The 14,987-nt window shown below is 48.6% G+C and carries 11 protein-coding genes; 7 read left to right on the forward strand and 4 right to left on the reverse strand.

The window, feature by feature from the left end; all coding sequences use genetic code 11:
* The first annotated feature begins 21 nt into the window (after positions 1 to 21).
* The 3 genes from B160_RS0114305 to B160_RS0114315 all read left to right on the forward strand — a co-directional run bounded on the left by B160_RS0114305 (position 22) and on the right by B160_RS0114315 (position 5,193).
* On the forward strand, positions 22 to 1,791 hold the full coding sequence (locus B160_RS0114305; protein WP_018628611.1) for a flavin monoamine oxidase family protein: 1,770 nt from the start codon (positions 22 to 24) through the stop codon (positions 1,789 to 1,791).
* 17 nt (positions 1,792 to 1,808) lie between these two features.
* On the forward strand, positions 1,809 to 3,647 hold the full coding sequence (locus tag B160_RS0114310; RefSeq protein ID WP_083927709.1) for a M61 family metallopeptidase: 1,839 nt from the start codon (positions 1,809 to 1,811) through the stop codon (positions 3,645 to 3,647).
* Positions 3,648 to 3,729: 82 nt separating this feature from the next.
* On the forward strand, positions 3,730 to 5,193 hold the full coding sequence (locus B160_RS0114315) for a peroxidase, FMP-type (protein WP_018628613.1): 1,464 nt from the start codon (positions 3,730 to 3,732) through the stop codon (positions 5,191 to 5,193).
* A 248-nt stretch (positions 5,194 to 5,441) separates the two neighbouring features.
* On the opposite strand, the gene B160_RS0114320 is transcribed toward B160_RS0114315, so the two are convergent.
* A complete protein-coding gene (locus B160_RS0114320) occupies positions 5,442 to 6,491 on the reverse strand; it encodes a LacI family DNA-binding transcriptional regulator (RefSeq protein WP_018628614.1) in 1,050 nt (349 codons plus the stop codon).
* A 118-nt stretch (positions 6,492 to 6,609) separates the two neighbouring features.
* On the opposite strand from B160_RS0114320, the gene B160_RS0114330 reads away from it, so the two are divergent.
* The 3 genes from B160_RS0114330 to B160_RS0114350 all read left to right on the forward strand — a co-directional run bounded on the left by B160_RS0114330 (position 6,610) and on the right by B160_RS0114350 (position 11,742).
* On the forward strand, positions 6,610 to 8,124 hold the full coding sequence (locus tag B160_RS0114330) for a xylulokinase (protein WP_018628616.1): 1,515 nt from the start codon (positions 6,610 to 6,612) through the stop codon (positions 8,122 to 8,124).
* A 17-nt stretch (positions 8,125 to 8,141) separates the two neighbouring features.
* Complete coding sequence (gene xylA / locus B160_RS0114335) at positions 8,142 to 9,470, forward strand: xylose isomerase (RefSeq protein ID WP_018628617.1); 1,329 nt, start codon at positions 8,142 to 8,144, stop codon at positions 9,468 to 9,470.
* An 847-nt stretch (positions 9,471 to 10,317) separates the two neighbouring features.
* A complete protein-coding gene (locus tag B160_RS0114350; protein ID WP_018628621.1) occupies positions 10,318 to 11,742 on the forward strand; it encodes an MATE family efflux transporter in 1,425 nt (474 codons plus the stop codon).
* A gap of 39 nt (positions 11,743 to 11,781) precedes the next feature.
* Here B160_RS0114350 and B160_RS32560 read toward each other — a convergent pair whose 3' ends face one another.
* Together B160_RS32560 and B160_RS0114355 are read right to left on the reverse strand one after the other, a co-directional pair.
* Entirely contained in the window at positions 11,782 to 11,928 is a 147-nt protein-coding gene (locus B160_RS32560; protein ID WP_425411197.1) for a hypothetical protein, read from the reverse strand.
* Entirely contained in the window at positions 11,868 to 12,260 is a 393-nt protein-coding gene (locus tag B160_RS0114355) for a hypothetical protein (protein WP_018628622.1), read from the reverse strand. The genes B160_RS32560 and B160_RS0114355 overlap by 61 nt, the downstream gene beginning before the upstream one ends.
* Positions 12,261 to 12,601: 341 nt before the next feature.
* On the opposite strand from B160_RS0114355, the gene B160_RS29195 reads away from it, so the two are divergent.
* Positions 12,602 to 14,128 carry a flavin-containing monooxygenase gene (locus B160_RS29195; RefSeq protein WP_018628624.1) on the forward strand — a complete coding sequence of 509 codons (1,527 nt, stop codon included), beginning with the start codon at positions 12,602 to 12,604 and terminating at the stop codon, positions 14,126 to 14,128.
* A gap of 84 nt (positions 14,129 to 14,212) precedes the next feature.
* On the opposite strand, the gene B160_RS0114370 is transcribed toward B160_RS29195, so the two are convergent.
* A complete protein-coding gene (locus B160_RS0114370; RefSeq protein WP_018628625.1) occupies positions 14,213 to 14,968 on the reverse strand; it encodes a LytR/AlgR family response regulator transcription factor in 756 nt (251 codons plus the stop codon).
* Between the last annotated feature and the right edge of the window lie 19 nt (positions 14,969 to 14,987).

Genomic DNA, 14,987 nt, shown 5'->3' on the forward strand with positions numbered 1-14,987 from the left:
GCAATAAAAAATCATTATGTTATGAAATCAGCAAAGATAAAAGACCTTCCATTGAAGACCGGTCAACCAGATATCCGTTCTGTTGAGGTAGCCATTATCGGCGCCGGTGTCTCCGGTTTATACAGCGCATATCGCCTTACCAATGATGCCCATCATCCTGTTGCGGCAGACCAGGTGCAGCTATTTGAAATGGGTGACCGCATTGGTGGCAGATTGGAATCGGTGCAGTTGCCAGGCATGAGCATTACCGGCGAATTGGGCGGGATGCGCTACATGACCTCACAGGAGATCGTGACTTCCCTCATTGAAAATGTATTCAAAGATGAATTGGAGCATGTTGATTTCCCCATGGGTAACGATGCTGACCTCTTTGGGTATTTCAGGAAGCAGCGCCTGCACATGGGGGATTGGGTAGCGGCACAGAATAATGGAGAAAAACTGCAAACAAGATATTACTTAAATGATGATGATATCGGCTATAGCGCCGATCAGCTATTCAATAAGATCATCTATGAAGTATTGGCCGCTGATCCTTGGTTTATGAAGGTATACGGCAGTTTGATTTCAAACCCATCTCCCTATCAGTATAACTTTAAGATCACGAGGGAAGAGTGGAACGATATCAAGCCAAAACTGACTTATAACTTCGATGGCCCTTACAAAGGAATGAAGGTTAACGAAATAGGATTTTGGAACCTGATCAAAGACCGGGTTTCAGAAGAAGGATATACTTTTTTATCTGTGGCGGGCGGCTATTATTCCAATACCATCAACTGGAATGCCGCAGAGGCTTTTCCTTACATGGTAGGCGATTTTTCAAATGCCGGATCGACCTATAAAACGATCAACGGTGGTTATGACCTGATTGCTTATGCATTGGCAAACGCCTACCTCCAAAAAAATGGTGCGAATATCTGGATGGGAAATCGCCTGGAAACTTTTACAAGACAAAAATCGGGTCTATATAAATACACCCTTGTATTTTTTAACGAGCAATCGCAGTCAAAATGGATTTTAGAAACGAATAAAATCGTTTTGGCCATGCCTCGCAGATCACTCGAACTTCTGGATCAAAACAATTTCTTTTTTAACCAGGATACCCAAAAAGTTTTACAAAGGAATATCGCTTCCGTAATAAAAGAACCTTCCCTGAAGATCCTCATGGGATTTGAAAACCCCTGGTGGAAAGAAGATTTTGGGATCGAGGCCGGGCATTCCATCACTGACCTGCCCATGCGCCAATGCTATTATTTTGGAACCGACCCCAACAACGATCATTCTTTATTCCTGAGCAGTTATAACGATATGAACACGATCACCTTTTGGCAGACATTGGCCAGCTCGCGCAGATCGTATGGAGCGAAAAGAAAATTATTCCAATTCCGGCCTGCAAAGCTGCTTTCCTCAGAGCAACCCGATGCTGCATTCCTGCTCAGATTACAATCCAACCAGGCGACGCAAGTGATGGTGGATGAAGCCATGAACCAGATCAGGGAATTACATGGCCGGGATACCATACCCGATCCTTATGTGACCTGGTTCAAAGACTGGACCCTCGATCCCTATGGCGGCGGCTACCATGCATGGAAGGCCAATTACAATATCCAGGAAGTAATGCAATACATGCGTAACCCCGACAAAGCGGAGTCCATTTATATCTGCGGCGAAGCCTACTCCGACCAGCAAGGCTGGGTGGAAGGTGCATTCTGCGTTGCTGAAAATATGCTGGAAGATTTTTTTGATCTGAAGCGCCCCGATTGGATTCCATCCGACTATTACCTGGGTTGGTAATCAGATAAAACAAAAAAATGCTAAAGCAAATGACCAATGAATCTTTTGTGTCGTACGAGGTGAGGCTGCATCCCCAGCGCCTGGAAATGTCGGTGAAAATGCACATAACCGGAGATGTAGCTAAAGGCAAAAATGGGGGACTGTTGCTGGAATTACCAACCTGGGTCCCGGGTGATTACAGTTTTGAATCTTACGGCCGTGATATCTTTTCGATCACCGCCCACGATGCCCGGGGAAGTGCATTGCCCATTGAAAGAAAAGAGCTTAATGGTTATCTCATCAGGGTTACGGACGGACCGGTCTTAGTGGAATACCAGGCTGCCTGTTATGAGCCCGACCTGGGAGACGCCATGGGGATCGTAGATACCGGTTATACTGTTCTGATGGGGACCCGTTATCTTTTTTGCGTTGATTTTGTGGGTGCCTGTTCGGTGGATTATGCGGAAATACCGGATGGCTGGCGAATACATCATCCTTCCGGGGCGACAAGAGCCGGCAATACTAACAAATGGACCTATCCCAGCTTTGAAATCCTTTTGGATACGCCTGTTTGCTTTGGTGGTTTTAGGTTGCTTCAAAGAATAATAAAAGATACAATATTTTATTTTGTCTTTGTAGATAAAGGCCTGGGCTTTGATGAAAAAGTAAATGAATTTGTAGACAAAGTGAGTTTGACCGCTGAAAAGATCCATGATGTATTTGGATTATTTCCTTTTTCGGACTACACCTTCATATTGTCGCTGAATCCACAGGCAGATTGGGGGCTGGAACACTTAACCAGCAACATGAGCGGCATCGGCCCGGAAGTGTTTGTCGACGACGGTTTATTTGCAACCGGAATACGTGTTTGCGCCCATGAGCTGTTCCATGCCTGGAATGTACGAAGACTAAGGCCTGCGCCATTCGGTCAATTAAAACACCAGCTATGCTGCGGCAGCTTTACCGAAGGTTTGTGGATGGCCGAGGGTTTTACCCGTTATTATGAATTTCTGATAAGCGCCAGAGCTAAAGTCTATTCGCCGGATCAATTTTTCAGCGCCATCGCAGGATATTTCCAGCATTTGACGCAGCAACCGGCTTACTCCCGCGTATCGGTTACAGATGCTTCATTGGCGACTTATATGAATCATAGCAAATATCCGGGACGAGTCAATAATAGCATCGATTACTACGACAAAGGCATGCTGATCGCATTTGGATTGGATGCAAGATTACGGTCGGCTGATAAGCAAGCCAAATATGCCAGTCTTGACGACAGCTTTAAGGCATTTTATCTCCAATACTTTGGTGACGGCACCGCTATTCCCAACGACTATGTTGGTTATACGACAAAAGAAGTGATTCAGTTCTATGAAGAAGTGCAACCTGGGTTGGGAAGCATATTGGCTGCGCAATTGATGGAACCCGGAAATATAGATACGGATAGCCAACTGGAAGCGATAGGCTTTGAAGTAAAATGGCTGGATACCCGTTATCTCGGATTATTTTTTCTGAATGACGGAGCCCCAACCATTTACGGCGTGGCCGACGATAGTCCGGCCGGCAAGGCAGGTATTGCACCTAACGATGTCATTCAGGCCATCAATGGTTTTGCCTTTTCTCAGAAAGGATTGGAATGGGCAGGAAGTCAAACAGCTTCGGTTCACCTGGAGGTGCTGAGGGGCCATAGAAAACTAACTTTTCAGTTAACGCCAGCTGCATTCAGGAAAATGGATTACCTCCTTTGGAAAGGAACAGACGTCCAGGCGGAAAAAATAAACCGGTGGCTGGATACAGAAGATTTTAAACCTGCTGTTGGCCAAAGATTTGATTTGGATTTCTACGATAATTTTCATGGCATAGAAAAAATGGTATAATAAAATTCATAAACGATAAACGGATAGGGTAATGAGGGTTCGCCCTTTCAGCTATCCTGCCGGTTAATTAAAAAAAACAAAAATGCTTAAGCGAAAAAAAGAAGGCTATAAAGCGGGTGCTTCGTCCCTCCTCAAAAGTTCAGGTGCAGATCAAGGTACCCTGGCGCAAATCATGTCGGGATATTCGAAGCTGCTGATCGATGATCCGGTCAGGCCATTTAAGGAAGAAAACCTCGAGCAGATCGGCAACGATGTGGATTACGGTATTTTACAGGCATTGGATGGCACATGGGTAAGCTATAATGCCAACTATAACAAAAGTGTTAACAAGCCTTCATTGGCCAGTGGAATACATACCACCATCATGCCCTCACCGGGTACCAATTCAGGAACGATCCCTGGTAAGTTCAGTTTTGACTGTGAAGAATATATCGAGAAATTGACATTTTCGCTGGTACCCGGCGGTGTACGTAACCGTGGCGGGGCAAGTGAATTATTTTGCGGAGCGGTTAAGTATGAGCAAACGATCAAAAGTGTAAATAAAGCGGCCGAACAGGGGCCTTTAAAATACACACCCATCCACGAAGAAAATGGGATGTACTTGTGGCTTAGTGATGTGTACAATCATGCCGCTACCGAAGAATCGATCAAAAGAGATCGCGGCATTCACGCTTTTTCCGAGGAAGACTTTAAGCTGTACGGTTACAAAGGGGAATATAGAAATGAACCCCTGGTTCAGGTATCGACAGATGAAAATAATAAGAAGTATATTCTTTTAAGTGAATTGGCAGCAGGACAGGAATACTTTGAGATCATCCCGGCCCAGGAGCTAAAACCAGGCGCAGGCGTCGATGGCCCCTACTTTATTCCTGACTACTCTATTTCAAGGAGTGGTGTGATCCCACATGGCAGCACCGTTACTTTATTGGGAGATATCCAACCCAACGGCGATAGTTATCTGATCAATGGTGCGCCTCAATTTCCTTACGGTGATGCTGCCTGGCAAACCGACCACCTTGCTATTTCAAGAACAATGGGTGGGGCAGGTGCCAGTCCGTCAAATCCCATCAATCTTGACCAGCCTGCACCAGCATGGGTACAGGACACGCTCACCGATGAGAATGACCCCGGCTCTAACAAAATCTATACGCAAAGAATACTTGCCGATGAACTTTATCCTTATTCCGTAAGACCCGATCTGAGACTTAGGGATACCTTAAGTGGACAACAGGTAAGCAATTACGTATTTGTTCAGCTGTCATCCAAAATGAAAACCGGCGCACAGGGCGGTATTTTAAATGTTCCTTTTGTGAATCGTTTTGTTCCTACCGTTGAAGTGGACATGAGCATGTGGATCGAGACAGTGATTGAAGACGGGAAAGAAATTCTTCAGCTGCAATACGAACAAATCGTATTTTTTGAATTTGATTTCGGAAATGACGGTGGCACCACCAGCTGGCCGCATATACAGGTCAATACTCTTCGCAAGATAGCCGATATTCCAGCGGATCAGCGACGTGTAATAGAAGAGCAATTTCCGGAGTAAAAAATAGGTTGCCGCTTAAAAGGCGCGTAACTTAGAGCGACAGCTTTTCGAATAAAATCGTAACAAATAAAACGTGGGTTTTGAAAATGACATTACTTGCAATTTATACATGATATCAAATCCTGCCAACTTCCTTAAATTTCGTAGAAATAAGTTCGATATTTATATGGAAGGGCAACGAATAAAAGGCTCAGTAGCAATGCTGGGCTTTTTTGTGTGATGCCTGCGGCAAATGCAGGACCCATGCTTCAGGACTTAAGGGACCTGCCCGCGCGATCCTTTTTTCCTGTGGATTCGCGGATGATGAGGCTGCTGGGAATGGTTACATTTTTGCCTTCCGGGGTTCCTTTCCCGCTCTTTTTTGTTTTGATCTTTTCAATTAAGGTTTGTGCGGCCGTTTCGCCCATCAGCAGGCCGGGATAGTCGATGGTTGACAGTTTCGGGCTGATCAGACTGCCGAGGATATCATTGTTAAAGCCGATCACCCCCATATCTCCGGGAATACGGATGCCGCTCTGTTGCAGGGCATCCATACAAACAGCAGCGGCAAAATCGTTGGTGACAAAAAAGGCATCCGGTTTTTGCGCCAGAAGTTTGTTCATTGCTTCTAAAGTATCTTCCCGGTTCAGGCTGCAGCTTTCCACCAGCTCCGGGCTGAACCGGATATTCCGGTCTGCCAGCGCCTTTTTATACCCTCTGAGCCGCTCTTCATAAACGTTGCGCTGTAAGCTGGCCGTGATGTGCGCAATGCGCCGGTATCCCTGGTCCAGCAAATGGGCCGTGGCCTGGTAACCGGCTTTAAAGTTGTCGATGACGATTTTGCTGCAGGGCATCTTCTTAACGACCCGGTCAAAAAAGACAACGGGAATGCCTTGTTCAAAAAATGGGTTGAAATGATCGGTGGCCGAGGTGTTCATGGCCAGTGATACGATCAGCCCGTCCACTCTTTTGTTAAAAAGATTCCGGGTATTGGCGATCTCCCGCCCGCCGTCTTCGCCCGAGTGCGCGATCAGGATATCGTATTTTTCCCTGGTGGTGATCTTTTCAATACCGGCAAGCACGGAAGTGGCGAAATAGCTGTTGACCTCGTGGAGCAGCACACCAATGGTACGCGACTGCTGCTTGCGCAGGTTGCGGGCAATGAGGTTTTGCCGGTAGCCCATTTTTTCCGCCATGGCCCGGATCTTTTCCCGGGTATGGGGTTTTACCAGCGGGCTGTTGTCCAGTGCCCGGCTGATGGTGGCCGTGGAAAGATTGAGCGCGCGCGCAAGGTCATAAATGGTTACCTGTTTCTCCATAAGGGCAAATGTACCTTTTTTTGATCCATTTTATATCAAAAATGAAATCGATTACATTTAAAAATATGTATATTGCATTGCTTTCCCGGAAAGGGGGGCGCTCAAAAAGTTTTGATCCATGATTGCTGAAAGAAAAAGAACGTTTTTACTGGGTATTGATGTAGGTACCTCTGCGGTAAAAGTAGCCCTGGTAGAGGTCGCGACAGGGGCCGTAGTGGCCACGGCATCCTATCCGGAGACCGAAGAGCGGGGAATAAAATCGGTTGAGCCGGGATGGGCGGAGCAGGATCCGGAGCAGTGGTGGGCGGATGTGCAGACGGCCGTTCACGGGTTGCGTGAGCAGTCGGCCTGTGACCTGCACGCTGTTGAGGCGATCGGCATTACCTACCAGATGCACGGGCTGGTGATCACTGACAGGGAACAGCACCTGCTGCGGGATGCCATCATCTGGTGCGACAGCCGGGCGGTTCCGGAAGGGGCCCGGGCATTGCAGGCTATCGGAAAGGAAAAATGCCTGCACCATTTGCTGAATTACCCGGGCAATTTTACAGCGGCTAAGCTGGCCTGGGTGCGGCGGCAGGAGCCCGCAGTATATGCCCGGATCGATAAGGCGATGTTACCGGGCGACTATATAGCCCTGCGGTTAAGCGGTGAGGTCACCAGCACGGTTTCGATGCTGTCGGAAGGGGTTTTCTGGGACTTCAGGGCGCACCGGCTCTCACAGGAGATCCTTGACTTTTTTGAGTTTGATGACCGTTTTTTTGCGGAAACCCGGCCCGTTTTTGCCACACATGGCAACCTGGCGGCAACAGTGGCCGAAGCCCTGCAGCTGACACCGGGGATCCCTATTACCTATAAAGCAGGCGACCAGCTGAACAATGCGCTTTCATTAAATGTGTTGCAGCCGGGAGAGATCGCCGCAACCGCCGGTACCAGCGGTGTCATCTATGCCGTGACCGATCAGCTGGTCTATGACCCGCTTTCGAGGATCAACAGTTTTGCGCATGTGAATCATGATCCGGAACAAACACGCATCGGGCTGTTGCTATGCATCAATGGTGCCGGCATCAGCAACCGCTGGATCCGCGACTGCACCGGAGCGCAGCATTCTTATGTCCAGATGAATGAAATGGCGGCAACCGTACCCGCCGGCGCAGACGGGCTGCTCTATTTCCCTTTTGGCAACGGTGCGGAACGTATGCTGGAAAACGGCATCATCCATGCCGGTTTTTGGGAAATCGACCTGAACCGGCATCGTACGGCGCATTTATACCGTGCGGTGCAGGAGGGTATTGCTTTTGCCTTTCGCTATGGACTGGACATCATGCGGGCGAACGGCCTCCGGGCAAAAGTGGTCAAGGCGGGAAAAGCCAATCTGTTTTTAAGCAGGGTATTTGCCGAAGTATTTGTAAACGTGACCGGGCTTACGCTGGAGCTGTATCATACCGATGCCAGTGTGGGCGCGGCGATAGGGGCCGGTATCGGGCTCGGGATCTATACAGAAGCAAATGCATTCGAAAATCTCCGCCAGGCAGCGGTCATTACCCCCGATGCCGTGCAACACGGGCATTATGAAACCATTTACCAGGATTGGCTTAAAAAGCTGGATCAACAGATTCTTCAAAATAAATAATAAAAATAATAAGCATTATGCAGGTACTTACAGGAGCGACCGAATATTTTAAGGGGATCGGACAAATAAAATTCGAGGGACAGGGATCCGACAACCCGCTGGCTTTTCGCTGGTATGATGAAACCCGGGTGGTGGCAGGCAAACCCTTAAAGGAATGGCTGCGTTTTGCCTGTTCCTACTGGCACTCTTTTAATGGCAACGGAACGGACCCCTTTGGCGGGCCCACCCATTTCTTTACGTGGGATCAGAAGACGGATACACTGGAAAGAGCAAAGGATAAAATGGACGCGGCTTTTGAATTCTTTACTAAAATGTCCATTCCATTTTATTGTTTCCATGATGTGGACCTGGTTGACCATGATAATGACGTGGCAGAAAATGAACGGCGGCTGGATGCCATTACCAGCTATGCCCTGGAAAAACAGCAGGCAAGCGGGGTGCAGTTATTATGGGGAACAGCCAACCTGTTCTCGCATATACGGTATATGAATGGTGCGGCCACCAATCCTGATTTCAGAGCGGTGACCCATGCGGGGGCCCAGGTAAAGGCGGCATTGGATGCTACTATAAAGCTGGGGGGTGAAAACTACGTATTCTGGGGCGGCCGGGAAGGCTATATGAGCCTGCTGAACACCAACATGAAAAAAGAGCAGGAGCACCTGGCGCGTTTTTTACATATGGCAAAGGACTATGCGCGGCGCCAGGGATTTAAGGGTACTTTTTTTATTGAGCCCAAGCCCTGCGAACCTACCAAGCACCAATATGATTACGATGTGGCCACCGTCATCAGTTTTTTACGCCAGTACGGCCTTTTGGAAGATTTTAAATTAAACATCGAGGTAAATCATGCTACCCTGGCCGGGCACACATTCCAGCACGAGCTGCAGGTAGCTGCAGATGCCGGGCTTTTGGGCTCTATGGATGCCAACCGGGGTGATTATCAGAACGGATGGGATACCGACCAGTTCCCCAGTAATCTCAATGAACTGACGGAGGCCATGCTGGTTATCCTGGAAGCCGGGGGACTCAGTTGCGGCGGTATCAATTTTGACGCAAAAATACGGCGGAACTCAACGGATGCGGCAGATCTCTTTTATGCGCATATCGGCGGCATGGACGCCTTTGCGCGGGCACTGATCATTGCCGACAACATCCTGCAGCAATCAGATTACCTGAAGCTGCGCAAAGAGCGGTATGCATCCTTTGAGAGCGGAACGGGTAAAGACTTTGAAGAAGGAAAGCTGCGCCTTGAGGATCTTCGTGACCTTGCCCGGCAGGGCGGGGAGCCGGAGGTGATCAGCGGCCGGCAGGAGTATTATGAAAATATTGTGAACCGTTATATTTAAGGCCGGGCGTTATAGGAGCAGGGTAACGATTCCTGCAAATAGTTCCGGGGTGCGGTATTCATATGGCATCCCGGAATTTATTTAGAAGGATGAACCCCGTTTTACAGATGGCGGCCCTAAGCAGATGCGATAAAAAGCAGGTGCCTTTTAATGGCTATACGGATTCTCACGGATCGTTTTTAAGCAACTTCATGGTGTTGAGAAGATTTCGTAACTTGTAATATAAAATTTGTAATTAGAACTTTTAATTACAAATAACTTATTACAAACGTTCTTTAAATAAAGTTGTTTAAACTTTTAATTTTTGCAGGAATCTGGTGATAAAAGCAAGCTAATGCAATCCCGTCCATGTGGAGATTTTCTTCTAGGGCTTTGTAGGCATCCGGCCAGGCATTGGCGTGTTCGATTTTTGTCCTTCTTTTATAAAGTTTATCATCAAAGTATTTGTATTCAATCATTTCTTTTCTGCAGCGCCGTTTGTTGGGCTTTACATTCAGCTCTATCTCATTTTCGTCACATAGCCGCTTTGATTTCAGCTTCTATGCATATTGTCGTTCAATAGACCCTGAAACACCCGTCCGACCGCTTGGGCGAAAGCTCAGGGTGACATCGCGTTTATGGGAGTGCGACAATCTGAAATTCACCCCTTGATCATTATAAAATTTTCGGTTCCTCCAAAAATCCTATCTTCGTCATTCAAAAATCTACATTGATGAAAATCATTGCTACCCCGGTTGTTGTACTGCTCCACTAAGTACCATCCGACGATTCCGTTGTAACTACTGGTCAGTGGCATCCCGTCGTTGCGGGATGGTATTCTATTTTCATTCAAATCAATCAAAAATTTATGTCTTTTGATCATAAAGATACCGGTAAGGTATCGGGTGCGCTTCTGTTTTTGAAACAGGCGTTCAGGGGAGAAGAAACGGATTACACCGCTATCAGTATTCGCAGGGCCGTGTTGATGCTGGCCATACCCATGATGCTGGAAATGAGCATGGAGTCCGTATTTGCGTTGGTAGACCTGTATTTTGTGGGGCACCTGGAAAAGAGCAGTTTTGCTATACAAACAGTGGGCCTTACGGAGTCTGTACTGACAGTGATGTATTCGGTGGCCATAGGAATGAGCATGGCTGCAACGGCGGTTGTTGCCCGCCGGATCGGCGAAAAGAACCCCGAGGCGGCAGCGCACAGCGGTGCGCAGGCGATATTGGTTGCTACGGTTGTAACCGTTCTGTTAAGCATGGCCGGCGTTGTTTATGCAAAGGAGATCCTGCTGCTGATGGGCGCATCGGAATCGGCTGCGGAGCATGGTAAAGACTTTACGGCCATCATGATGGGCAGCAGCATTTCCATTATGCTGCTGTTCCTGATCAACGGCATCTTCCGGGGAGCGGGTAACGCGGCGATTGCCATGAAAAGCCTTTGGGTGGCCAATAGCTGCAACATTGTACTCTGCCCGCTCCTGATCAATGGGTGGGGGTTGGTACCGGCGTTCGGGTTAACGGGGGCCGCAATGGCCACAGCCATCGGCAGGACCACCGGGGTGTTGTACCAGTTGTATCATCTTTTGGGCAACAAAGGGAAATTCAGGATCAGGATGCCTCATTTTCATGTGGATCTTCCGCTGATCCGTTCGCTGGTGAAGATCGCCGTGCCGGGAATTTTTCAGTTTGTGATCGCCTCCTGCAGCTGGATCGTGCTGGCAAGGCTGGTGGCAGTAACCAGCGGTGATGAAGGTTCTGCGGGGTACCAGACGGCATTGCGGCTGATGATGTTCTTCATGCTTCCCGCCTGGGGACTGAGCAATGCTGCTTCTACGCTGGTGGGGCAAAATCTGGGAGCAAACGCTGCAAAGAGAGCCGAGGCTTCGGTGATGACCACCGTAAAATACAATGTATTGTTCATGCTCCTGGTCAGTGCGGTCTTCTTTTTACTGGCGCACTGGCTGGTATCTTTTTTTACTACTGAAGAGCATGTGCAATCCATTGCCCGTACGGCGATGTACATTATGGCCTGCGGGTTTGTGTTCTATGGCGTGGGTATGGTCATGATCAATGCCTTCAACGGGTCGGGCGATACATGGACGCCCACCTGGGTGAATTTTTTTGGTTTCTGGTTGTTCCAGATCCCCCTGGCATACCTGCTGGCTGTTTATTTCGGGTTCAATGAGCGCGGCGTGTTCATTGCGATCCCGGTATCGGAAGCGGCCATCACCGTTGTTTCATTTATCCTGTTTAAACGCGGCCGCTGGAAGCTCCGGAAGGTATAAAAATGGTATTGTTTTTTTACTGCACAGGAATGGGGCCGACTAAAAAGCCGCTTGCCGGACAAAAAAATACTTTTTGGTCAGCCCCATGATCAATAAAACCGGGATTTGTTTTTTAACAAGCGGCGTTACTCTTTCTTCAATGAGAGCGTCTGCTCGGAGATCTTTCCGTTGTCGTCTTCCGTCCAGGTGCCGTCGATCTTATTCTTGCTGTCCGACAGCGTGCCTTTGGCGGTGGCCTTAATGCTGTTAACCTGGAAACCGGCTTCAAAATTATTGGAAGTCAGTTTCCAGCTGCCGTTTAGTTGCACGGCTTGTGACGATACGATAACGGTTCCGTTTTCAAGGATTTCGAACCGGACAGGAGTGGGTTCGCCTTTGCCGATAACGGTTCCCTTCCAGGTGCCTACTACGGGGGCCGGCGGAGGTGGCGTATCGTCTTTGTCCTTCCGGCAGGAGCTGGTAAGGACAAGCGAAATAAAAATGCCTGCGATCGCAAAAATGTGTGTCAACGTTTTCATGAGATTTTTTTTATTTGAATGATTGTTTTTACGGGGGCAAAGGTGCCGGGATTTTGGCCGGTGGAAAAGCGGCAATTAATGAAACAATTGTTTGGTTTAACGAAAGAGCGTCTTTGGATATTGCGGGGTAGAATAATCGAGGGTCAGAACGATCAACGGCCCCTGAAGAGCAATTCTGCCTGCCATGCCTGTGAATAAGACCGGCATCTTTTTTATTAATTCAGAAAACCATTCTGTTAAGTGGTGCAATGGGGGTTGCCGGCTGCCGGGTAATTTACATCCATTCAATAACGAAGGTGTGAACGGCCGCGGCTGTTTGTACCGGTAAAAAAAAATACATCATGCAAACGATTGGAATCATTGGCGCGGGAATCAGCGGACTGGCTGCCGCCAAATCATTTAAAGAACGGGGCTATAAGATAACCGTACTGGAAAAAGCAGCGGCGATCGGCGGCGTGTGGGACCGGAACCGGTTTTATGTAAATGTTACCACGCAGACAACAAAAAACGAGTATGCATATTCTGATTTTCCCATGCCGGAACATTTTCATGAATGGCCTACCGGAGACCAGATGAACCAATACCTGCTGGATTATGCTGCGCATTTTGATCTTCTTGCTTCGATCCGTTGCAATACCACCGTACTGGATATGCAGTATGAAGCGGATGCCTGGCAGGTTGCGGCATTGGATAACTGCACGGGCAGTAACCTGTCTTATGTTTTTGACTTTGTGGTGGTATGTACCGGAACCTTTCATGAAAAATACATCCCGTCGTTTCCGGGTATGGAGGCCTACCGTGCTGCCGGCGGTGAGATTCTGCATACTTCAGAAGTTACCGATCAAAAACTGCTGCGGGATAAAGAGGTGGCGGTAGTAGGTTTTGCCAAGTCTGCTACGGATATAGCAACGCAGGCTGCCGATATCAGCACTTCCTGCACCCTGCTCTACCGCAAAGCCCAGTGGAAGGTGCCCCGCTTTTTTGGGAATAAGATCAATTTAAAATACCTCTTGTTTTCCCGTTTTTCGGAAGCCTTTTTTGTGCCGTATCATAAAACGGGATTTCAAAAGGTCCTGCACAGTGTGGGAAAACCGCTGGTGTGGGCCCAATGGAGAGCTGTTGAGTTGCTTTTAAAGAAGCAATTTCGCTTAAAGCAATGCGGCATGGTGCCCGGGCACCGGATCGAGGACCAGATCAGTTGCAGCCTGGGAATTGCCCCGGAGGGATTTTATGAAAAAGTGCGTTCAAAAAAGATCAACGCCGTTCATACGGAAATAGAAAGTTTTACAACCGATGGAGTGGTTTTAAAGAACGGGGCCCGGATCCGGCCGGACCTGGTGGTAATGGGCACCGGGTTTCGCCAAAGCCTGCCTTTCTTAAGCGGGCACTACCTGCAGCGCATCTGCAATGAGCAGGGACAGTTCCGCTTATATCGTAACATCATCAATCCCAAACTTCCCGCCCTGGGATTTGTGGGCTTTAACTCAAGCCTCTTTTCTACATTGACCTCGGAAATCGCCGCCAACTGGCTGGCAGAATATGTAAGCGGAAATCTGTCCCTGCCGGTGCCCGGCGAGATGGTTAAAGAGCGGATGCTGATCGACCGGTGGAAAAAACGGACGCGCCCGATCTCCTCGGAGTTCAGCGGGCTGTGCATTGCCCCGTTTAATTTTCAGCACCTGGATGCGTTGATGAAAGATATGGGTCTGAAAACGGCGGCAGGCAGGAACCCGGTGTACAATTTTTTTAAACCGATCAACCCCCGGGATTATCACCAGCTGCTGAAACGTTTCCGGACCCGTAAGGGTACCGGAACAGAAACCGGGCAGCCGGTCACAGGCGGTGCTCCGGCGCTTTCGGGGAACTGACGGACGGCGGCGGTTGTGCTACGCATGTACAGCGCCCTGGTAAAGCCTCCGGTACCGGGGCCTGTACTTTTTACGGCCGCAGTCTTAAACCAGCCGCTGTGCCATCAGCTGCAGAAAATCGTCCTTTTTCTTTGGTGAGATTGCGATCATGGAAGCATCGCTCATTACCGCGTATCCTCCGTCTGTTTTGATCATTTTCCGCACTTCCTTTAGGTGGATCATATGCGAGTTGTGCACCCTGAAAAAGCCATGATCGCTGAGCAGCAGCTCGTATTCTTTCAGGTTTTTGCTTACCATGATCTTGTTCTGGTTCTTCAGAAAAAATGTGGTGTAAGGCCCGTTGGCCTCCAGGCGGATGATCTGGGACAGCAGTACATACTCAATACCATCGGAAGTAGAGAGACTGATCGAAAAGTTTTCACCGCCCGGCTGGCTGAGGTTCTTCATCAGCAGGTCGATGCGGTTTTCCTGTTGCCGCCGGATCGATTGAATGGCTTTGTCCACGGCCTGCTGCAGCTCTTCCAGGTCAATGGGTTTCAGGATATAGTCGATGGCACTGAACTTGATGGCTTTTATGGCATAGTGGTCATAGGCCGTGGTGAAAATGACCTGGAAATTCCGGTGCTTCACCTGCTGAAGCACATCGAAGCCGGTGCCCGGCTGCATTTCAATATCCATAAAAACGATATCCGGTCGTTGCTCATTGATCAGCCGGATGGCTTCCGGTACGGTGGCGGCCATGCCGGCTACCTGGATGTCGGGACAGAATTCGGTTGCCAGGTCCTTTAAAAGATCCCGGTTCCGGGCTTCGTCTTCAACAATGAATGCTTTGTATTTCATTTTAGATAGGTTTTGATCG

This window comes from Niabella aurantiaca DSM 17617, from assembly GCF_000374125.1.
GTDB classification, from domain to species: Bacteria; Bacteroidota; Bacteroidia; order Chitinophagales; family Chitinophagaceae; genus Niabella; species Niabella aurantiaca.